Here is a 23,713-nt window from a genome sequence, read left to right on the forward strand (position 1 = left end):
AACATTCTCTATTTATTTTCGTTAACTTTGCGTCTATGGAATTTAGGACCATTGTCAACATCCCCCGTCCGACATTCGAATTGGAGCCTTGCGAACGCATCCTTTTCGTCGGATCATGCTTTGCCGATAATATTGGCAAGCGTTTCGAAGAAGAGAAATTCCGTGCTGTGGTAAACCCCTTTGGCGTGATGTATAATCCTGTGTCTGTGCTACATACAGCAAGGAAGATGGCAGGTACGCCGTTCGACACAGCCGTCTTCACCTTAGGAACCAACCATGTCTATGTGGAGCGAGCCACAGGCGAGATTGTAGACAACTGCCAGAAACGCCCTCAACGAGCATTTGAAGAGCGCGAGCTAACGATTGACGAGTGTGCTGATGCGCTACGTGAGGCCATCAGCCTATTGCGAACAAGTAACCCGAGACTTAGGGTTATCCTTACCGTCAGCCCTATCCGCTATGCCAAATATGGCTATCATGAGAGCCAACTATCGAAGGCTGTGTTGCTGCTTGCTGCCGATAAGCTAACGAAGGAAGCCAGTGGGGAGGTCTATTACTTCCCTGCCTACGAGATAGTGAACGACGAGTTGCGCGACTATCGGTTCTATAAAGCAGACATGCTCCACCCCAACGAGCAGGCAGTGGCTTATATATGGGAACAGCTGGTGGCAACTTGTTTCTCTGCCACAGCCAAGCAATTCCTCAAAGAATGGCGTCCCATCAAAGAAGCCTTAGCCCATCGTCCATTCCATCCAGAGGCCGCAAGCTATCAAGACTTCCTAAAGAAGACAAAAGAAGCAGCACGATTACTGAAACAAAAATATCCCAACTTGGAACTGAAAGAATAATTATGGAAGAATTAAATGATAAGCAGACAGAACTGCTACTTAAGGAACATGGCATCAGATTGACCGCTAATCGCATACTCATCGCACGTACCTTATCCACAATGAGCTATCCTGCATCAATGAAGGAACTGGAGGCTAAGATTCAGACAATCGATAAGTCAAATATCTTCCGAACCTTACTACTGTTTAAGCAGCACCATCTTGTTCATCAGATGGAGGACGGCAATGATGTAGTACGCTTCGAACTCTGCCAGAGTCAGGACGAGAATACCGACGACGACATGCACGTACACTTCTATTGCGAACGCTGCCAACACACCTACTGCCTTAGTGACACACCCATTCCACAGGTCGAACTACCTGCAGGATTCGAACAGTCATCCGTCAACTACATGGTGAAAGGACTCTGTCCTAAGTGTTCGCACAGATATTATCTTAAGTGAAATGACAAAAAACAGCCCATAGAATAGGCCTGTCTTAAGACTTTTCATTACCTTTGCAAGAGATATAAAAAAATATAAATAGTAATGAATTATACTATTGAGAAAGTAACGACGCTCATCGGCGCACGCCGTTATGGTGACCAGGACGCAAACATCAGCTTTGTACTTACCGACAGCCGTTCTCTTTGTTTCCCTGAGGAAACACTCTTCTTTGCCCTCAAGTCTGAGCGCAACGATGGACATAACTATATCCCAGAACTCTATGCAAGGGGCGTGAGGAACTTTGTTGTGGAAGTAATACCAGATGATTGGGCTACACGCTATCCTGCTTCTAACTTCTTAAAGGTCGTTGGCTCGTTGGAAGCCTTGCAACGACTGGCTGAACGTCATCGTGATGAATACTTGATACCGATAGTCGGCATCACAGGTTCTAACGGTAAGACGATGGTGAAAGAGTGGCTTTATCAGTTGCTCTCTCCGCAGATGATTGTCACACGCTCACCTCGTAGTTATAATTCTCAGATAGGTGTTCCACTGTCTGTATTGCTCTTGAACGAGAATACACAGGTCGGTGTCTTCGAGGCGGGAATAAGTCAACCGGGCGAGATGATGGCTTTGCGCGATATTATTCAGCCTACCATTGGTGTGTTCACTTCCCTTGGTACGGCCCATCAGGAGAATTTCTCTTCTATTGAAGATAAGTGTAACGAGAAGATAAAACTCTTCCATGACACGGAGGCCATTGTCTATCCTGCTGATGAAGAGGTCATTACACGCTGCTTAGCACCCTACGATTATAAGGGAAAGAAGCTGGACTGGTCTGTAAAACAGCAGCAGGCAGCTTTCTTTGTGACGTCTATTGAGAAGAAGGACATAGCGACCACGGTCTCATACGTGTGGCAGGGAGAGACGAAAGGACAGTATATACTACCGTTCATCGACGATGCCAGCATAGAAAACTCAATCACTTGTGCGGTCGTCTCACTCCATCTTGGTATTACGCCTGCCGTCCTCAGCGAGCGAATGGCACAATTAGAGCCTGTTGCCATGCGCCTTGAGGTGAAGGAGGGCCAGCATGGCTGTACGCTTATCAACGACTCTTATAACTCTGACTTCAACTCCTTAGACATAGCACTCGACTTTATGAATCGTCGTCCCGACCACAAGGGTCGCAAGCGCACATTGGTGCTTAGCGACATACTACAGAGTGGTGACACGGATAAAGACCTATATAATAAGGTGGCATTCCTATGTGAGAAGCGTGGTGTTGAGAAGTTTATCGGTATTGGCGAGGGCCTGTTGTCACAGCGTTCTGCCTTTAAGCACCTGAGAGAGAAGCATTTCTTCGCTACGGTCAATGCCTTTATTCATAGCGACATCTTCGCTAACCTCCATGACGAAGTAATCCTATTAAAGGGCGCACGACAGTTTGGCTTCGACCGTCTAACAGAACTCTTGGTGAAGAAGGTACATGAGACTGTGTTAGAGGTGAACCTCAATGCCGTGGTTGACAACCTCAACTGGTATCGCTCTTTCCTCAAACCTACGACCAAGTTGGTATGTATGATAAAGGCCGATGCCTATGGGGCTGGCGCCGTAGAGATAGCCAAGACTTTGCAAGACCATCGTGTCGACTATCTTGCTGTGGCTGTGGCTGATGAGGGTGTGACACTCCGTAAGAATGGTATCACAAGTAATATCATGATTATGAACCCAGAGATGACGTCCTTCAAGACGCTCTTCGACTACGACCTTGAGCCTGAGGTGTATAGTTTCCGACTCCTCGATGCGTTGGTGAAGGCGGCCCAGAAGGAGGGTATCACGGGCTTCCCTGTTCATATCAAGCTCGATACAGGTATGCACCGATTAGGGTTTGACCCACAGAAGGATATGGACGAACTCATTAAACGGCTGAAACAACAGAACGCTATCATCCCTCGTTCGGTCTTCTCTCACTTTGTTGGATCTGATGCCGATAGCTTCGATGACTTCTCTGCACGTCAGTTTGCACTCTTCGATGAGGGGAGTAAGAAACTGCAAGCTGCCTTCAGCCACATGATCATACGCCACATGGACAACTCTTCTGGCATTGAGCATTTCCCTGAACGTCAGATGGATATGTGTCGATTGGGCTTGGGCTTATATGGTATCAACCCACGAACGAATAAGACAATCAACAATATATCTACCTTGAAGACGACCATCCTTCAGCTACGTAACGTACCGGCTGGCGACACGGTGGGCTATTCTCGTAAGGGAACCATCGACCATGACAGTGTGATTGCAGCCATCCCTATCGGCTACGCTGACGGTTTGAACCGCCATTTAGGTAATCGTCACTGCTATTGTTTAGTGAACGGTAAGAAGGCAGAATACGTCGGTAATATCTGCATGGATGTAGCGATGATCGATGTCACAGGCATTGACTGTAAAGAAGGCGACAGTGTTGAGATCTTCGGCGACCACCTTCCTGTGACCGTCCTCAGCGATGCCCTCGACACCATCCCTTACGAGGTTCTGACCACCATCAGCACCCGCGTGAAGCGAGTTTACTATCAGGACTAAAAAAGGAAACACCATACTATCTGGCCCCTCCCACTTCTCTCACAGGGAGGGGTTCAATCACAGGGATGTTCCCAATCACTGGAAGAAATGCTGGGGGCTATCTTTTCTCACAGAGAACACAGAAGAACAGAACCTACAGACGTCTTTCACAGAGCCCTAAAGGATACAGATTTCACAGAACATTACACCCAAAACAAGGAACGACACTACCTACAACCGATACTATACATATAACCTTAGCTCATTTATCATGAAAGAGAACGATATCACATATCGCATTATTGGTGCAATCTACAAAGTTTACAGAGCCTTAGGACCCGGCTTACTTGAATCAATCTATGAAGAGGCTTTAACCTATCAGCTGGTGTTGGATGGTCTAAAAGTTGAACGACAAGTGAATATCCCTATAATATATCAAGGTAAAGAACTTGCTGATAAACTAAAGTTAGACATCTTAGTTGAAGACCAGATTATCGTAGAATTAAAAGCTGTAAAAGAACTATTAGATGTACATTATAAGCAGTTACTGACTTATCTCAAACTTGCTAACCTCCATATTGGGCTACTTGTAAATTTCCAAACAGCAAATATTCAAAATGAGATTCATAGGGTTATCAATGGCTATCGATAGTATCCTCACAGCTTACACCCCGTTAGGCTCTGTGACATCTGTATCCTTTAGGGGTCTGTGAGGGACTTCTGTAAATTCTGTTCTTCTGTGTGCTCTGTGAGAGACAGAAACATCCAACGCATCCCATGTGCGTCACCTCATAAAGAGGAAACGCCTCTCTCTCACAGAGTAACACAAGGGTATGAACACAGGCAGGGGCAAAAAGAGATCTGCACAGGCACATGAGAGCAAAGAACTCCATAGCATTAAGAATGTTATTAAGGATATTCACGCAGCTTGCACCCCGTTAGGTTCTGTGACATCTGTATCCTTTAGGGGTCTTGTGAGGGACTTCTGTAAATTCTGTTCTTCTGTGTACTCTGTGAGAGACAGAAACATCTAACGCATCCCACGTGCGTCGGCTCATAAAGAGGAAAAGCCTCTCTCTCACAGAGGAATGCAAAGGCATGAACACAGGCAGGGGCAAAAAGAGATCTGCACAGGCACATGAGAGCAAAGAACTCCATAGCATTAAGAATGTTATTAAGGATATTCACGCAGCTTACACTCCGTTAGGTTCTGTGACATCTGTATCCTTTAGGGGTCTTGTGAGGGACTTCTGTAAATTCTGTTCTTCTGTGTGCTCTGTGAGAGACAGAAACATCTAACGCATCCCACGTGCGTCGGCTCATAAAGAGGAAAAGCCTCTCTCTCACAGAGGAATGCAAAGGCATGAACACAGGCAGGGGCAAAAAGAGATCTGCACAGGCACATGAGAGCAAAGAACTCCATAGCATTAAGAATGTTATTAAGGATATTCAAGCAGCTTGCACCCCGTTAGGTTCTGTGACATCTGTATCCTTTAGGGGTCTGTGAGCGACTTCTGTAAATTCTGTTCTTCTGTGTGCTCTGTGAGAGACAGAAACATCCAACGCATCCCATGTGCGTCGGCTCATAAAGAGGAAAAGCCTCTCTCTCACAGAGTAACGCAAGGGTATGAACACAGACAAGGTACAAAAGAGTCCTGTACAGGCACATGAGAGCAAAGAACTCCATAGCGTTAAGAATATTATCAAGGATATTCAAGCAGCTTACACCCCGTTAGGTTCTGTGACATCTGTATCCTTTAGGGCTCTGTGAGCGACTTCTGTAAATTCTGTTCTTCTGTGTGCTCTGTGAGAGACAGAAACATCCAACGCATCCCATGTGCGTCACCTCATAAAGAGAAGACGCCTCTCTCTCACAGAGGAATGCAAAGGCATGAACACAGACAAGGTACAAAAGAGTCCTGCACAGGCACATGAGAGCAAAGAACTCCATAGCGTTAAGAATATTATCAAGGATATTCAAGCAGCTTACACTCCGTTAGGTTCTGTGATATCTGTATCCTTTAGGGCTCTGTGAGGGACTTCTGTAAATTCTGTTCTTCTGTGTGCTCTGTGAGAGACAGAAACATCCAACGCATCCCATGTGCGTCACCTCATAAAGAGGAAACGCCTCTCTCTCACAGAGTAACACAAGGGTATGAACACAGGCAGGGGCAAAAAGAGATCTGCACAGGCACATGAGAGCAAAGAACTCCATAGCATTAAGAATGTTATTAAGGATATTCACGCAGCTTACACTCCGTTAGGTTCTGTGACATCTGTATCCTTTAGGGGTCTTGTGAGGGACTTCTGTAAATTCTGTTCTTCTGTGTACTCTGTGAGAGACAGAAACATCTAACGCATCCCACGTGCGTCGGCTCATAAAGAGGAAAAGCCTCTCTCTCACAGAGGAATGCAAAGGCATGAACACAGGCAGGGGCAAAAAGAGATCTGCACAGGCACATGAGAGCAAAGAACTCCATAGCATTAAGAATGTTATTAAGGATATTCAAGCAGCTTGCACCCCGTTAGGTTCTGTGACATCTGTATCCTTTAGGGGTCTGTGAGAGCATTCTGTAAATTCTGTTCTTCTGTGTGCTCTGTGAGAGACAGATAGACCCTACGACACTCCTAAGATGTGAAGAGGACTCTATTCGGCAATTTGTTTTTTTGAGATTATTTATTATTATTATAGCACTATGTCTATCTTTTATTTCCTTATCGGTATCTTCATCGGCGCAATCATCATGCTGCTGTGGATGAAGAACAAATCAACACAAGACTTGAGGACGGTCAGCGAGCAACTGGCTGTGGTACGTAACCAACTCGAAACGGAGCGGAAAGGCGTCGACGAACGTATCGCTGCGGTGAAAGAGGCGGCTCGACAACAATTAGAGGCAGAACGGAGACATGGCGAACAGCTGCGTGATGAACTGCAAAAACAGGCTGAAGCGAAGAATAAACTCCTGCAAGAGGAGGTGCGCAACATGGCTGCAAAGATGTTAGATGAGAGTCGGGAGAAGATGAATACGGCTGACAAAGAACGCTTGGATGCCCTCCTCTCACCACTGAAAGAGCGCTTAGAGGCTTTTAATCAGACTGTTACGAACAACAGCAAAGAGAATACTGCGAACAAGACGGAGATTAAGACGACCTTTGAGGAGGCGATGAAACGACTTCACACAGAGCAGGAGATGACCATCAAGACGATGCGTGAGGACCAAGAGCGGGCTGTGAAGGAACTGCGCGAACAGACGGAACGTATCGGCAATGATGCTGCCTCGCTCACTCAGGCCCTCAAAGGCGACTCTAAGATGCAGGGCGATTGGGGTGAGATGATTCTTGAGAAGACCTTAGAAGACTGTGGACTCACGAAAGACTCGGAGTATTTCTTGCAGAAGAACTATAGGGACAATGACGGTAATAACTACCGCCCAGATGCTGTGATAGCCTTCCCTCACAACGAGTGTGCCGTCATCGACGCTAAGGTTTCACTAACGGCTTACCAGGCGGCCATCAAAGAGGAGGATGCTGCGAAGCGTGAATGCTACCTGAGAGAACACGTCGCTTCTATCAAGAAGCATGTCGACGAGTTGGCAAAAAAGGACTATGAGAGTCTTGTACCGCATTGTATCGGTTACGTACTGATGTTCGTTCCTTACGAGAGTGGCTATTCTGCGGCTTTGAAGAGTGACCCATCCATCCTTCAATACGCTTATCAAAAACATATCATCATACTGAGTCCGAGCAACCTGCTCATGGCCTTGCAACTTACACACGCCATGTGGCAGAATTTCCGTATAACAGAAAACGTAGAGAAAATACTCAATGAGTCGAATGAACTGTATAATAAGTTTGTCAACTTTGCTGAGTCTTTCGTTAAGATAGGTACAAACATCGAACGACTACAGCAAGATTTCAATCGTGCAAAGGGCCAGCTTAACGAGGGCAAAGGTAATATCGTTCGCCGCTTGGAGGGCTTGCGCACATTGGGTATCAACCCGAAGAAGCAAATACCGGAGGGGTTGTAACTTTCTTTCTCACTATTTATTTATCTTCGTTTTCTCACAGAACAACACAGATAAACAGATTTCACAAAGGTGCATAGAGGACTATTTTCTTTGTATTTCTGTGTTACTCTGTGAAAGAAAAAACATTGGAGACTCGTCTGGGGAGTTCTTTCTCTCACTGTGAGTATTTCTTTCTCTCACTGTGAGTATTTCTTTCTCTCACAGAGCGCACAGAGTTCACTGAGCCTTTTGGCGCACAGTTTCGAGCCCACAGAACGCCTCCGGCATACAGAGAACACAGAGCGTTTCAGCTATTGTAGATACTAAAAAGGAACATAACGAAGCTTCCATCCACTCTATAGGGGTATCTCGGTGATTACTCCCCTTCCCTTCGGGGGAGGGGAAGGGGGAGGGGCCAGTTTCTCTCTGCGTGCTCTCCCTATTAGCAAGTAGGCTTCTGTTCATCTGTGAAAATCTGTGAGAGGGAAATTTCCAACGAGTAGTTTTAACCTATGAAAAAACTTAACAAGAATACATGCAAAAGTCCTTACTATGAGAGAGAGACATGAGCAAAGGCCAAGAACGCAACTAACAAGATATCAAACAGATACAGAACCGAAAGGAGAAGGGCATGTTCAAGGGTGAAGAAGGGCCTCTTCATGGGGCAAGAAAGGCATGTTCTTGAACGCTGAAGGGCCTTGTCTTGCACACTGTTAAGCCTTAGCAATAATAGAGGAGAGGAAATAATTTTACAGTACCAAGCCCTACCTGTAAAACTATCTACCATTAAAGCCAACGATGACCCTACTTCAACAGATACTTTCTTCTCGACTCAATAATATCATCCATGTTCTCGCTCGCCCATGAAAGGAGGTTATCAATAAGCGGCAGAAGACTTTTCCCCTTCTCTGTAAGCGAGTACTCGACACGAGGCGGCACCTCTGGGAACACTTCACGATGGATGAGTCCATCACCCTCCAGCATCTTTAGTGTTGTCGTCAACATCTTTTGAGAGATGTCTGGTATATTGCGTTGCAGCTCCTTAAAGCGTTGGCAACGGTTGTTTTCCAACGTGAAAAGCACCAACATCGACCACTTGTCTCCTATTCTCGACAGTACATTTCGAACAGGACAGTTTGGGTAAAGGGCATCTCTGACCTCATTTCTATTCATACTCATAAACTCTTTTGGACATATTAGTAAACAAAAGTAACTATTAAAAGCTAAGGTTCGCATCTTAATGATGTTAAACTATGTAAAACATCCACCCTTCAACCACCTTATTTTCAGCATTACTTACCTCGAAGTAACCGACTGACATTTACGTGCCTACTTGTAGAATCGCTTGAAGATCAATACCTTTGCAACATCAAAACAAACAAAACAATAAAACAAAAAAGAATTATGAAAACAGTTGAAACAATTCAGAGCGGCAAGAACTTCACAGCAGTTAACGTTGGTAAACTCAGTGATATCAAGGATTATGTACTCCCTTTCGGAGACATCGAGATTCCTGGTAAGGTATTCGTTGGGCAGACATTACAGGCAACAGGGAGTGAACTTTCATTCCAGACTCTTGTTCCTGGGCAGGATAGCGGCTTCCTTCACAGCCACAAGACACACGAGGAACTTTACTTTATCCTCCGTGGTCAGGGTGAGTATCAGGTAGATGGTGAGGTCTTCCCAGTGACAGAAGGCAGTATTATTCGTGTTGCTCCAGAGGGCAAACGTGCGTTGAAGAATACGGGAAATGACGAGATGTTAATGCTTTGTATTCAGCATAGAGCAAACAGCTTTGGCAAGGACGACACACCAGCAGATGACGGTGTGATACTGAATGAAGAACTGAAATGGTAATAGACCCACTGTTTCCAACGTGTCCGATACGTAATATTCTCTCACGGATATGCGTTGCGGACACGCTTTGCCTTATCCAAGCGCTTGGTAAGAGAGGCAGAGCAACTTACGAAGAGTTAAGGCATAACCTGCCCGACTCTTCCTTATCCACCTCGCTAAATGTACTAAAAGAAGATCGAATTATCGTTGAAAGCGACAAACAATATATGCTTTCAAACATTGGGAAAGAGCTTTTTCCACTCATCTCAACGCTCATCGCTTGGTGTGAGAGGAATGTTTCCCCATCTCTAAGGCAATAGTTCAAATGAAGTGTAATATTGTATTTTGCAACATTTCAGGCTTTCACGAAACGAAAAGGAGTGAAAGAAAACGTCGTTTCTTCCACTCCTTTTTTGTTATATAAATATAGTCTGTTAGCTAAAAGATCTATCCGTTAAAAATATAGGATAACAAAAGCGCTATAGCTATATGCTTAATATACTTCTTATCATTTGTCAACCAGCACTATTTATAGACCCCTTGTCTAATAAGAAATCATAGATATCTATAAATAAAATACCATCTTCATTCTGATAACGAGGACTATGATCACCAATTATAACCACTTTCTGAAACGAATCATCAATTCTTCTAAGTGATTGTAATTCTTGGTCACGTTTCGTATCGTCAGGAATACTGAAAGCAGACTGGATATAAGCTCTCTTATAACCTTGGTTACAAACAAAGTCTACTTCAAGTATCTTTCTAATCTTCTTCCCATCTTCGTCCTTAGTATTCCAAATAACCTCACCTACATCAACAGCCATTCCACGAGTACGTAATTCGTTGTAGATGGCATTTTCCATCAAGTGAGTTTTTTCTACTTGTCGGAAATTAAGAAGCGCATTCCTCAGTCCTAAGTCTTCAAAATAAAACTTAGAAGGCGTATCTATATAACGTCTACCCTTAATATCATAACGTAGAGCGCGTTCAATAATAAATGCATCTTGCAAGTAATCAATATAAACTTTGATGGTATCTTGACTAATCGTACTTTTCTTTACTGTTCGGAAAGTATCAGCAAGCTTTCTTGGATTAGTCAAGCCACCCACTGTAGAAGCTAACGTGCTTATGAGTTCTTCAAGATCACCATCTAATTTTATATCATAACGCTCCTTAATATCCTTTAAATAAGTATGCTTAAACAAACTTTTTAGATAGACTACTTTCTCTTGAGCGGAAGTCATTGTGACTACTTGTGGTAATCCACCATAAGTCATATATTCCACCCAAAGATTCTCTACAGGTTCATCTGGTCTTGCATCACGTATTTCAAGAAAAGAAAGAGGATGTACTTTAATCTCTAATCCACGACCGCGAAACCCAGTTACTATATCCTTAGATAAGAAACGAGCATTAGAACCTGTGACATATAGATCAGCATTCTTTACCTGTAAGTATGAATTAAGTACGTCTTCAAAATCACTAACAAGTTGCACTTCATCAAGTAAAACATAATGCATCTGATCATCCTTCAATTTACTATCAATATATTCAAGTAACTTATCAGGGTCTCTTAACACTTTGTTTCTGCGGTCTTCAAGATTTACCATAACAATGTGTTCATCACTCACACCTTCAGCTTTTAGAGCCTCAGAGAATAACCTAAAGAGAAGATATGATTTACCACATCTCCTCATACCAGTAATGACCTTAATCATTCCATTATGTCTCAAATCCATCAATCGTTTGAGTAATGCATCACGTCTTATCTCCATTCTATTGTATATTTTTGCACCTATCCGCATTTTTATCGACTACAAATGTAATCAATTATTGAGATAAAAGCAAATCTATTTTAAGATAATTCTAACGTATGAAAGAAAGTATCTGCTTTGTGTTACATACATAAATAAAAGACTTCATGCACTGCATAGCTGAAATAGAACGACGAGTGGATGCAAATATGATTCGAACGGATTACAGACAATTAGTAAGAACGCAAAAAAGATAGGGAACGACAAATTGTGATTCCCTATCTTTTTATTTATAAAATGACTATAATAAGCTATTTACTTCTCCAATACTTTGAACTCAGCACCTGTTGCGAAGTCCTGACCCGACTGTTCGCTGAGGGCAGTCAGACGTACGAAGCGGGCCTTGACAGGGGTGGTGAGGAGGACGGTCTTTTCTTTTCTGTTGTTCTCAAACTCACCTTCTGCAACGGCTTTGCCCCATGTCTTGCCGTCATTACTTACTTGTATGCTATACTTCTTGATGTTACCATTATTGCTGTCTTGGCGTGGCAGATAGGTGAAACCCTTGATTATCTTCACGCCACCACAGTCGAAATCAACCCAGTGAGGGTGGTTCGCTACCGTAACAGAATACATGGTGTGCCAATAAGTACTTGGGTCGCCATCGGTGAGGTGGCTTGCGTCGCCCTCACCACTCTCCTGACTTGATGCGAAGACAACCGATAGTGGGATGCTCTCGATGCGTGAGAAGGATTGAGAAGCTACGAGCCAGTCGTTCTCCTTGGCCCAAGCTGAGATCGTTCCACCCTCGCGCAGGCTGACAGGACCAGTGTATTTCACGGCCTTCTTACTGCCATTGACACGATAGAAAATGTCGTCCTTCGCACCGTTCGCATTGATTGTCACATTGCCCTCAGCGTCACGCACTATGGTAAGTGGCGTTGAGCCGTTCAGACTAACGTTCGCATTGCTAACGAGGTCATTGGTCTCAACAGAGTTCATTGGACGTATCATGTAACCGAAGGTATGTGGCGTTGCCATCACACGGTCGCGCTGTAACGGTCCACCCTGCCCACAGCTGTTACCACCAAGACCCGTGATAGCCATGTCGAGGTGTAGGTAAGTGTAATCACTCTGAGGCAGTTCGTGTGGGTGGTTAGCCATAGCGATGGTGTTATCCGACCATGGAAGGGCAGAGAAACTCATCTTGTCTTTGGCCACGAAGAGGGCCCCATAGAGCGCATCCTGTCCACCATTGCCAGCGAGCGAGAGCCAACGAGTGTCCTGATGGTTACCCGTGTCTTGTGGTTTAGGGAATGCCACAAACTCTTCCTCCACGTCCTGCTGCTCATAGATACCAATCATCTGGCCCGTCTTACGGTCTGGATAGTTATCAATAGTACCACGTCCATAGTAATTCAACAGTCTGAGTGCCTTTGGAAGACGTACCGTATAACCGAGTTTAGCGAGCGTCAGATTAGGCTTGTTGCTGGTGATTGCGCTCTCACTCTCAATACTTCCATCAGGGAAGATGGTGTAGACAACCTGCGTCGTAAAGCGGAAGTCGTCCTTACCGAAAGGCTTTTCTTTGTTTTCGATGAGCTTCTTCCAGTTGGCATTACCGCCCTCAAGGCGATAGCTATAGGGTGCTTGCGACTCTACGTTGCACACAACAGAGACAGAGCCGTTGGCATTAGCGTGGGTAGTATAGCTCGTACACTTGTGTTGAAGATTATTCAATCCGTTCGCATACCATCCTTCGTAAGCCCAGTTATCATTGTTGACCCATGCACGGAAGGCGTTCAACTCTGGTCCACAACCGTCTGGAATGATGGTCTTACCATCGTACTGAAGGTTATAGATCGTACCCTTCGTGAGGTCGAAAGTGGTTGTGAAGGCTTTTCCAGAGAGCACTATCTTATTGTCCTTCACGGCCGACATGTTCACCTTACCAGCCGTTGCGATAGCTGGACGAGCTGCTGCTGCCTGCACAGGAAGCTGCTCCTCGGCCTGAATATAGCCCGCCTTCGCCCAAGGCATATCCTCTTTAAGACGATAGACAATGTGTAGGAGATACTCCTTATTAGGGTCGAGACCCTCGTTGAGACCCGTGATGGTGATTGCCTTATGTGTCCTTGCGGGTACGCTACCCAAGTCAAGTTCGCCCTTCTTAACGGCTACTCCGTCGGCAGTCAGCACGTAAGACATAGCATAACCACTGAGGTCATCTGTGTAGTAGTTCTTATTAAACACATCCAACGTGGCCGTCTTAGCATCCTTCCAACTGGTACCAATATACTGATAGACCTTCTTCACCTCGTAATACTGCGGTTTAGGCTGCTCGTCACCGAAGATGATACCGTTCATAACAAACTGTCCGTCGTTAGGCGTATCACCAAAGTCACCACCGTAGGCAAGGTATCTCTTGCCCTCTTTCGTGTAGTTATACATACTCTGATCAATCCAATCCCAGATGGCACCACCCATGAAGAAGTTCGTAGACTCCATCGCTTCCCAGTAGTCAACGAGGTTTCCTACGGCGTTACCCATCGAGTGAGCGTACTCAGAGATATGGAAAGGATACTTAATGCCCATCCTTCCCTTGACCGCATCACGGGTCCATGCGATACTTGGATACTGGTTAGAACCCATGTCGACAATGTCGTTGTTGCGCTCATATTGTACTGGTCTTGAAGCGTCGTAAGCCTTCAGAGAGTCGTAGGCAACAACGAAATTATGACCAGGACCAGCCTCATTGCCTAAGCTCCAGATAACTATTGAAGGATTATTAACCAACTGATGCGCCATTGTCATCACACGGTCAACATGCGCCGCTTGGAACTCTGGCACATGAGACAACGATGCCTTCCCATAGAAATATTCGTGGCTTTCGATGTTGGCCTCGCTCTCTAAATAGATACCATACTTATTACAGAGATAGTAGAAGTAAGGATCATTAGGATAATGCGAGGTTCGGATGTGATTGATATTAGCCCGTTTCATCAGCATAATCTCATGTTCCATCTGCTCACGAGAGATGACCTTACCCGTTAATGGGTTCGTATCATGGCGGTTGACACCCTTGAGTTTGACGGGTTTACCGTTGATGTAATAGTATCTTCCAGCCAGTCCGAACTCGTCCTGACTTGCTGGTGTATCCTTAATCTCCACTGTTCGGAATCCAGTTTGGAAACTTATCGTCTCAAGAACTTTCTTTCCTTGCATCAGTTCACCCACGACAACATACACGTTAGGTGCTTCTGCGGTCCAGGCAGCCACGTTGTCGACCGTTAAAGTCTGTCGGATAGCAGCCTGACCCTTGCTGTTACAAGTCGCTTTAGCCTTAGCATCCTCGAAGGTAGCCACCAACTCGTTGTCATCCGCAAAGAGTCTGTTCTTATAAAGACTCCATCGTATGTGCAAGTCCTTGGCTGTCTTCGCTGTAAGGTTCTGCAGTGTTGTGTTGAGGTTCACGGTTCCCTTGCCGTCAGTATATGCAGGGATAGCCTTCACGTCGGCAACATGTACCTTCGGAGTAGCCGTCACGCTGACATTACGGAAGATACCCGGAAGGCGGAACATGTCCTGTGCTTCGAGGAAGCTACCGTCTGACGAGCGATAAACCTCAACTGCTATCTCGTTCTTACCCTTGTTAATATAAGGGCTGATATCGAACCGTGCCGTGTTACGAGAGTTCTTTGAGAAACCAACATAACGGCCGTTAATCCACAAATAGAAGAACGAGTCGACACCATCAAAGTTCAGATAGACCTCCTTACCATCCCATGTAGCAGGGATGTCAAAGCTCCTTCTGAACGAGCCAACCTCGTTTCGGTATTCGTAAGTGGTGTAGTTCTTTGGCGGTTCACGCATAACTCCCTTCTTCCAGTCGCCCGGCTCGATGTTATACTTGAATATAACCCACTGATTAACATAGATAGGTACACCATACTTCAGCGTACCGTCCTTCTGAATACCCGCCATATTCCAACTTACAGGCACCTGCAGACGGTCCCACCGACTATCATCGTAGCCCCTTGTGAAGAAGTCTTTTGGACGCTCATCAGGGTTCTTTGAGAAGTGAAAACGCCACTCTCCGTCAAGCGAGAGATAGTCTTTTGCAAACTCTGGTAATACCTTCCTCGCCTCGTCGACCGATGAGAAAGAGGAGAATAACGCACGTGCTGGCAACTTGTTATAGCCTAACTCGCCCGGAGCCTGCCACTCATTACCAGTTGGTGCTGCCGCCTGTCCGAAGAGATAACCACCTGTTGGGTGGTCGTCAGCATGCACAGGTGCAGCCATTAATGACGATAATAATAATCCGAATAAAAATTGTTTATGCATAATAGTTAGGTGTTATACTTTATCAGATTGCTCTTGCGCCCTATCGTGACGACCCTCCTTAGCCTGCTATATCGACACTGCTTACACGCTACATCGACTCTGCTTACACGTCTCATCGACATTGCTTACATGTCACATCGGCACTGCTCAGCACGCTATAAGGTCGTGACTCAGAACACAAATCTTACCCTTCTTCCATCGAAGGCAAAGTTAATAAAAAAAAACAAATATCCCACATGAATGAAAGGATATTATGTAAATAATACACTGTAAAGCACTCTGTCTACAAATAAATGGCTTTGTGTCGTTGATAAGGAGGCCTCTTCTTTACAGATAAACGCAGAGAATTACAACGAGAGAGAACCCAAAGTAAGAGAGGGAATCTCTCCTCCATACCCATCCCCAAAGGGAGAAGAAACATCCTCTCCAGCCCCTTTCCATTCGGAGAGGAGTTGGGAGTGGCGTAAAAAAGGTCCTTGTGACCAACCGATAACACAGAGCGTTACAGCTAACGTTAGCAGTAAAGTCTGTGATATCTGTCGCCTGTTAGTAGGCGTTTGTGGGCTCTAAACGTTAGCAGAAAGGCTTCTGGTCAATCTATGAACTCTGTGAGACAAAAAAATCCCAACAAGTATATAAAGTCGTAAAAAGACATTACATAACACCCTGCTAAGCACCCACAAAACAAGAGCATATCATCGCCCATAGCCAAACTCATAACCCACAAGTATTCAGCCTATTACAAACAGCGATTAAGAACATGCTCTTCTTGCATGAAGAAGACGCCCTTCTTGAACGTTGAAAGGCATGTTCTCGAACATAGAAGGGCCTCTTCTTGCTTCAAGCACAGCCCCTTCTTGAAAAGAGAAGGAAGCTCTCTGTAAAATATCTTGACATTCTCTGTTTATATAGTTAGTATTCTGTCTCTCAATGATGACCTTTTTTCTCTCACAGAAGAACACAGAAGAACAGAACACACAAAGGCCCACAGAGACATTAAGTCAACCGATATCACAGAACCTTACAGCCACCTTTAGCAGTAACGCTCTGTGAACTCTGTATGCCGGAGGCCTTCTGTGTGCTCGAAACGTACGCCAAAAGGCTCAGTGAACTCTGTGCGCTCTGTGAGAGATAAAACTCCCCAGCGTGTTGTTTGTGTGTCATCTCATCAAGTGGGTGCGTTCTATTTCTCACAGAAAAACACAGATGAACAGAACACACAAAGGCCCACAGAGACATTAAGTCAACCGATTTCACAGAACCTTACAGCCACCTTTAGCAGTAACGTTCTGTGAACTCTGTATGCCGGAGGCCTTCTGTGGGATCGAAATGTGCGCCAAAAACGCTCTGTTAAATCTGTGAGATCTGTGAGAGAAAAAACTACCCAGCAAGCCTCATAGGCCTAATCTCATCGAGAGGGTGCGTTCTATTTCTCACAGAAGAACACAGAAGAACAGAACACACAGCATTCCACAGAGACATTAAGTCAACCGATTTCACAGAACCTTACAGCTAACGTTAGCTAATCATCAACACCTAACACTCAACACTCAACACCCGTCTTTAGCTGTAACGCTCTGTGATATCTGTATGCCGAAGGCCTTCTGTGAGCTCGAAATTGTGCGCAAAGAGGTTCTGTTAAATCTGTGAGATCTGTGAGAGAAAAAACTCCCATGCATAAGAGAAAAACCTCATAACAACCCATGCAAGCAGGCCAGTAGGGGTAACCTCACATTTCACTCCCCTCCCTGCGGGGGAGGGGTTGGGGGAGGGGCCAGTCGTTTCGGGACGAGGGGCCAGCTGCTACCAAGTTTATACTCACCTCTTTAACCTCACCCACGTACCCTTCGGGAGGTTATAACCAGCACAGATACCCATGCCATTGAGGACATTGCTGTAGGTAGTACGGATTGAAGACAGACCTGCCTGGGCAAGGGAATTGTTAGAGACATCGTTTAACGCTTGTAGGAAACGGTAGTATTCGGGTGTGAGGTGATAGAACTCTAATATGAAACCCTGCTCTATTCCGTAGCGTTCCTTCATCTCTTTCAGAGCCTCATCAGAGAGGTTCATCAACGCAGTGTTGGGTTGAACGTTCAGGTGGAGTGTGTATTCTCTGCCGTTGATCGTAGCGTCATCGAAGATATAGAAGTCCTGATAGAAGTCACTACTAAAGTCGAAATCATCGTCAATGTCCGACAATGGGTTGAGTAAAGGTTCACTTGCCGTATAGATAGGTATGTCATCCTCTTGCAAGAGGTAGTTGACCGCCACCGAATCCCACTGTTCGTTCTGCCGCACCTGCAAGTAGTTATCATAGTCGAAGAAGGTAGCCACCTCGTTAAAGTCGCCCACAATGTCCCTACGGAAACAGTCGATACGACAGCTCATCAGACGTTTTATCTTGACACGCACAGCATAGTAGTCGTGCGACTGAGCAGGGTCGGTGAAGGTGGCCTGCACCTGCAGGAAGTCTCGCAAGTAGGATGAGGGATCTTCCTTCATCCTCACCATACGTGTAGAAGTACTGCTGATGGCTACTGGTTGAGGTATCTCAGTTGTCGACTCAACCGTCTCCAATCCCTGCGCCTCAACCTGTAAGTGCACCTTATCACCCGCCTTCTGCTGTCCGACGACATAGTATCGTCCTTGTCCCACGGCCGTTACAGGCAACGACTGTCCGTTGAGTTGATAGCTGATGTTGGCATCGTCGATAAGAACATTCGGTTGTGTCGCATTATAATGCTTCAAGGGAACACTCCGCAAGACGGTGATATAGGTGGTATCGGCAGTAGAAGGCATACAATAGACCACCATCTTTGGTTTCGCATCGGGGAGGTTGCTAACACTAAAATCGTCCTTACACCCTGTCATCAACAAGGCGAGGAGAAGGAAAAGATATATCTTTCTCATGTTCAGAACTTAAAATTTTATGGTGTAACTAAAGGACGGTATCACTGGGATAAAGGCATTATTCTTTATCATAATCTTGTTTTCACTATTGACTTTCACACGCACCCAGAGTGAGTTCAGATGACAATAAGCGTTATAGAGACTAATGTTCCAGATGCGCTCGTGCCCCTTCTTGGTGGTATGACGGAAGTCTATGCCTAAGTCTAAACGGTGATAAGCCGGCAAGACAACGTTGTTAGGCTGCTCGTAAGCAAAGTTTAAGAGATTGTCATCGGGCGAGGTAAAGGTGATGCCCCCGCCAGTCTGTGCCGGAACCGTTGGCAGACCGATATACTGAGTAGGGACAGTCATGCGGTTACCCGTATGGAACGTCCATGCAGCGAAGGCCGAAATCTTCTTCGTAATGTTCCATCTTCCACTGAGCGTAAGGCGGTGTCGGTTGTCAAACTTATCATAGTACCAATCGTTATGGAAGTCATCAAACTTCTTCTCGGCCCATGAGAGGGTGTAAGAACCGTGCAGGGCAAGGTTAGCGATGGTGTAGTCGGCATCCAACTCTACGCCATACGAGCGTCCTTCTCCCTCCATTACCATATAGTCCCAGTTGGCTGCGGGCGGCTCTAATCCAGCCCAGCTGGCATACTGAAGGATATGACTTGAGTGTTTATAATAGCCCTCTAAGGTCAGCAACCAGTGAGCGTTAGGTTTCAGATAAGCTCCGGCAGCCAACTGCCAAGCCCGCATAGGATGGAGGCGAGCTGTGGTTGGCACCCAATAGTCGGTTGGGAGGTCGAGAAAAGAGTTCGCTATCTTATGCACAAATTGGCTCATAAGGGTGTAGCTGGCCTTGAACGACAGGCGGTCGGAGGGTTGGAACTTCATCGACAGACGTGGACTAAGCGTTGAGAAGGTCTTACCACTAATACTGAACAGGTCTACGTTCAGTCCGCCATTGACGCTCCATCGTTCGTTGAGCGTCATCTCGTCCTCGGCATAGAGCGTCACTTGGTGGGCGATGTTCTTGTTATGACTATGGATAGCAATCGTGTCACCCTTCTCTTCTCGACCGCCTTGATAGCCGTCGAAGCGGTTGAATGTCTGTGGTTGGAAGCGATGGTAGGTGTACTCCTGACCGAAGAGGATGTGGTGACGAGGCGTGGGTCGGTAGTCGAAGGCGGCCCGATAGCCGATGTCATCGATAGCCGAGCGGTAGCCATGCGACGTCGTTGTCAACTGGTCCTTACCATCAGAACGCCTCACAGTCCACTCGTCCGAGCTGCTTACCGACGAACGGTTATGGGTGTAGAAGGCTGTGAAATTAGCGAAGAGCTTCGGTGAGAACTGGTAGTTCCAGTCTAAGGCAGCATTGAAGTTACCCCAGTGGAAGGAGTTCTTATATATGTCGTATTCACCGTATCCATTGTCGTCTCGGTGGTCGCCCCACTCGTCCTTTGCGTCTAAACGGTCTTCACCAGAGTAGACACTCAGCGACATTCGCGAGCGTTCATTGAAGATGTTGGTCAGTTTCAGGTTCATATCATGGAAGAAATAAGCCATACTAACCTTGTCTTCGTTGTCCCTCCGACTATTAATAATCGCAAAAGCAGGCCGTGTGAGGAGGTCTAACCAACTGCGTCGTATGCCGATGTTATAGGAAGTCTTACCTTTTCTGAGGGGTCCTTCAAGGTGGACTGATCCGTCTAAGAGACCGATACGGTAGCTGCCGTGTGTGTGATAGAGGTCGCCATCGGCCGTGCGCACATCCGTGACACTCGATAGTCTACCGCCATAACGGGCAGGGAAACCACTCTTATAGAAGTCTACGTTCTTCACTACATCTACGTTGAACGAAGAGAAAAGACCTAAGGTGTGATTGGTATGATAGAGCGGTGTACCGTCGAGCAAGAAGAGGTTTTCATCGTTGTTACCGCCATGTACGTAGAGACCGCTGGTCAGCTCCATTCCTTCCGCTACTCCACTCGTACGCTGTAAGGTCTTGATAACGTCAGGACTACTCATCAGTGCGTACTCAGTCATGATGTCTTTCTGTGAGAGAGAGAGCTTACCTGTCTGCGTCTTCAGTAGTGGCGAGTTCAAGTCGGTCGTCACCACCACCTCAGTAAGCTCTGCATCGTTCTGCAGCGTGATGTCATAGTTTCGATTGGCCGTGAGCGTCACCGCATCAGTCAGCGTCTTATAGCCCACGTAACTACATCTTATTTCATGGTTGCCCTCGGTCAGTGTGAGTGAGAAATGGCCGTATGCGTTCGTCATCGTACCCTGTCGTGTGGTGAGGTCGTAGACAGTTGCGTTGATAAGCGGTTCCCCATTGCGGTCCTTAACATATCCACTCAGCGTGAAGCGTCGCCGCCCCTTGTCCTCATCAGTAGATTTGCTTGTCGTCACGACCATCTCCTTATTCGTCATGACCATCGTCTTATTCGTCGGGTTTGTATGCTTCCACCCAGCCGTTTCATGTGCATATAGCATCAAGGGGGACAGCCAGATGGCAGCCAATAATAATGGTTTGTTCATAAGATATTAATTTGTTTAGGCTACAAAGATAAACATTTTTTCCGTTTCCAGCTGCTTTTCAGGTAATGTTTGGGTATTTTTTTTGGACAGAAGGGAGATGGGCTCAGTCCAAGCCCCTACTGGCCTCACCCCCAGCCCCTACTGGCCTCAGCCCCAACCCCAACTGGCCTCACCCCCAACCCCTCTCCGAATGGAGAGGGGAGTGATATGTGAGGTTACCCCTTTTGGCCTGCTGAAAGAAGGAGAAGGGATGCCAAACGGACGGAGGGAGAGCTACGAGGCAGTGCCTCGTAGGCCTGAACAGCAGGGAACAGAAGGACCAGCGCTTTCTATGAGCCCAGTGTTCTCTGTTCCTCTGCTACCCTGTCTCAACCATACCCTATCCCTGTCTTAAACATACCCTGCCCCTGTCTCAGACCTCTGTTACTCCCAGAACCTGTTCATCTGTTACCATGTCTTTCTCATACCCTGTCCCTATCTCAGCCCTCTGTTACTCCCAGAACCTGTTCATCTGTTACCCTGTCTCCTATTACAAGCAACTTGTTTACCCGTCTACTCGTCCACCTGTCAACTTGCCACGTTACCTTCTCTTTCTCATACCCTGACCCTGTCTCAGCCATACCCTGTCCCTGTCTCAAACATACCCTGCCTCTGCATCAGCCCTCTGTTACTCCCAGAACTTGTTCATCTGTTACCTTGTCTCCTATTACAAGCAACTTGTTTACCCGTCTACTCGTCCGCCTGTCAACTTGCCACGTTACCCTGTCTTTCTCATACCCTGACCCTATCTCAAACATACCCCGTCCCTCTCTCAGCCCTCTGTTACTCCCAGAACTTGTTCATCTGTTACCTTGTCTTTCTCATACCCTGTCCCCTATCCTCCTTACCCTATCCCCTTATCCACCTTACCCTGTCCCTATCCTGTCACAAAAAAAGTGAAGCCTTACAGCTTCACTTTCTTTTTCTTTCCGCTACTCTCGTTACTCATACGGTCGAGGGCAGTGACAACAAAGACGTATTTCGTTTGTCCACCTTGATAGTTGAGACGCAGTCTATTCTCGTAAGGCATAGCGACAATCTTCGACGGGTCGTCGAGGTTGATAGGTTCATGCGGTTGGAAACAATAGACAACATATCGGTAAGGAGCATCATTCCAGCCCTCTCCCCTTGGAGCCTTCCATGTGAGGTAATAGCCATCATCCTCATGTCGAGCCTTCACCCGCTTAGGTTTTGACGGAGCATCATCGTCGATGAACGGCATAGAAGGCTGCAGAGCAGGATAGCGCCAGTAGTTCGTGCGCAAGAGCGTACCGTAGTTACCAGGGTTATCGACCACCGACTTCGCATACCAAAGGACAGTACCATTGACGTTAGCCGACTGCTGATGCAAGTGACGTTTCGCTGGTAGCTGATTAGAGTTAGGGTTCTGTGGGTCGGCAAACTTCACCGTGCGCAGCACATCCTCACCTATATATAATGGTCGCTTAGCCGCATTACGGTTCCACCAGCCAATGAGCTCCTTATAGTCAGCAGCCTTATTACCAATCTCCCAATAGAGCTGAGGCACACAGTAGTCTATCCATCCGTTGTTAACCCACTTAAGGACATCGGCGTAGAGGTCGTCATAGTTCTGCAAACCATTGGTTCGACTGCCAATGCGTGGGTCGCTCTTTTGGTTGCGATAGATGCCGAAAGGCGACACACCAAACTTCACCCAAGGCTTACGACGATGGATAGTTTCGCCCAACTGCTTGACGAAGAGGTCCACATTATTACGTCTCCAATCATTGATATTCGTAAACCCTCGCCTGTCACGTTGGAAGTTCTGCTGGTCGGGAATGGTCTGTCCTGCAGCCGGATAGGGATAGAAGTAATCGTCAATATGGAGTCCGTCGACATCGTAACGGCTCACGATATCATCCACCACCGTACAGATGTAATTGCGATTCTCAGGTAGGGCCGGATTGAGAATATACTGCCCATCGTAAGAGAAGACACGGTCGGGGTGGGTTATGGCAACATGGTTGACAGCAAGCTGATTGGTGTTCTTCGTCTTAGCACGATAAGGATTGATCCACGCATGTAGCTCCATACCCCGCTTGTGGCACTCGTCGATCATCCATTGCAACGGATCCCAGTAAGGAGAAGGAGGTGTACCTTGTCGGCCGGAGAGGAACTTGCTCCACGGTTCATACTTACTCGCATAGAGGGCATCACACTCCGGACGCACCTGAAAGATGATGGCGTTGACCCCATCCTTCTTTAGTTCGTCTAACTGATAACGTAACGTACGCTGCATCTCCTGTGTGCCGAGTCCTTGGAACTGACCGTTGACACACTGAATCCACGCACCACGGAACTCTCGTTTCTTAGGCTGTGCCTGTGCGGATGTGGCATAGCTAAGGCCGATGAATACTACTGCGGCAATCAATAATCTCAATAGAGAATTAAACTGTCTCATGTCTTTTTAGCATTTATAAAGA

13 protein-coding genes are annotated in these 23,713 nt (G+C 46.4%); 7 read left to right on the top strand and 6 right to left on the bottom strand.

The genetic code is table 11. The features are described from left to right. The first annotated feature begins 35 nt into the window (after positions 1–35). The 5 genes from AXF23_RS01525 to rmuC all read left to right on the top strand — a co-directional run bounded on the left by AXF23_RS01525 (position 36) and on the right by rmuC (position 7,863). Complete coding sequence (locus AXF23_RS01525) at positions 36–848, top strand: GSCFA domain-containing protein (protein ID WP_107624063.1); 813 nt, start codon at positions 36–38, stop codon at positions 846–848. 2 nt (positions 849–850) lie between these two features. Beyond that, positions 851–1,291 (top strand): Fur family transcriptional regulator, encoded by a 441-nt coding sequence (locus AXF23_RS01530; RefSeq protein WP_107624064.1) that lies wholly within the window; start codon positions 851–853, stop codon positions 1,289–1,291. 84 nt (positions 1,292–1,375) lie between these two features. Then, on the top strand, positions 1,376–3,856 hold the full coding sequence (locus AXF23_RS01535; RefSeq protein WP_107624065.1) for a bifunctional UDP-N-acetylmuramoyl-tripeptide:D-alanyl-D-alanine ligase/alanine racemase: 2,481 nt from the start codon (positions 1,376–1,378) through the stop codon (positions 3,854–3,856). A 250-nt stretch (positions 3,857–4,106) separates the two neighbouring features. Further along, positions 4,107–4,487, top strand: a complete 381-nt coding sequence (locus tag AXF23_RS01540) for a GxxExxY protein (protein ID WP_107624066.1) — start codon at positions 4,107–4,109, stop codon at positions 4,485–4,487. A 2,044-nt stretch (positions 4,488–6,531) separates the two neighbouring features. Continuing rightward, positions 6,532–7,863: a DNA recombination protein RmuC gene (gene rmuC, locus AXF23_RS01545; RefSeq protein WP_107624067.1), complete on the top strand. Its 1,332-nt coding sequence runs from the start codon at positions 6,532–6,534 to the stop codon at positions 7,861–7,863. A gap of 783 nt (positions 7,864–8,646) precedes the next feature. On the opposite strand, the gene AXF23_RS01555 is transcribed toward rmuC, so the two are convergent. Further along, complete coding sequence (locus tag AXF23_RS01555) at positions 8,647–9,015, bottom strand: winged helix-turn-helix transcriptional regulator (RefSeq protein ID WP_107625760.1); 369 nt, start codon at positions 9,013–9,015, stop codon at positions 8,647–8,649. A gap of 231 nt (positions 9,016–9,246) precedes the next feature. Between AXF23_RS01555 and AXF23_RS01560 the strand changes: the two genes are divergently transcribed. Beyond that, the gene (locus tag AXF23_RS01560; RefSeq protein WP_107624068.1) at positions 9,247–9,699 is read left to right on the top strand and encodes a cupin domain-containing protein; all 453 of its coding nucleotides are present in this window, start codon (positions 9,247–9,249) and stop codon (positions 9,697–9,699) included. Continuing rightward, complete coding sequence (locus tag AXF23_RS01565) at positions 9,693–9,998, top strand: winged helix-turn-helix transcriptional regulator (protein ID WP_107624069.1); 306 nt, start codon at positions 9,693–9,695, stop codon at positions 9,996–9,998. Before AXF23_RS01560 ends, AXF23_RS01565 begins: the two co-directional genes overlap by 7 nt. Before the next feature lie 195 nt (positions 9,999–10,193). Here the strand turns inward: AXF23_RS01565 and AXF23_RS01570 are convergent, their stop codons facing one another. The 5 genes from AXF23_RS01570 to AXF23_RS01600 form a co-directional block, all read right to left on the bottom strand. Next, a complete protein-coding gene (locus AXF23_RS01570) occupies positions 10,194–11,456 on the bottom strand; it encodes an ATP-binding protein (RefSeq protein ID WP_107624070.1) in 1,263 nt (420 codons plus the stop codon). A 294-nt stretch (positions 11,457–11,750) separates the two neighbouring features. Further along, positions 11,751–15,782 (bottom strand): glycoside hydrolase family 2 TIM barrel-domain containing protein, encoded by a 4,032-nt coding sequence (locus AXF23_RS01575; protein ID WP_107624071.1) that lies wholly within the window; start codon positions 15,780–15,782, stop codon positions 11,751–11,753. A gap of 1,818 nt (positions 15,783–17,600) precedes the next feature. Further along, the gene (locus tag AXF23_RS01590) at positions 17,601–18,695 is read right to left on the bottom strand and encodes a DUF4249 domain-containing protein (RefSeq protein ID WP_107624072.1); all 1,095 of its coding nucleotides are present in this window, start codon (positions 18,693–18,695) and stop codon (positions 17,601–17,603) included. A gap of 9 nt (positions 18,696–18,704) precedes the next feature. Continuing rightward, complete coding sequence (locus AXF23_RS01595) at positions 18,705–21,230, bottom strand: TonB-dependent receptor (RefSeq protein WP_107624073.1); 2,526 nt, start codon at positions 21,228–21,230, stop codon at positions 18,705–18,707. Positions 21,231–22,173: 943 nt separating this feature from the next. After that, positions 22,174–23,691 carry a glycoside hydrolase family 10-like protein gene (locus AXF23_RS01600; protein WP_107624074.1) on the bottom strand — a complete coding sequence of 506 codons (1,518 nt, stop codon included), beginning with the start codon at positions 23,689–23,691 and terminating at the stop codon, positions 22,174–22,176. Between the last annotated feature and the right edge of the window lie 22 nt (positions 23,692–23,713).

The sequence above is a fragment of the Prevotella sp. oral taxon 313 genome, from assembly GCF_003043935.1.
GTDB lineage: Bacteria > Bacteroidota > Bacteroidia > Bacteroidales > Bacteroidaceae > Prevotella > Prevotella jejuni.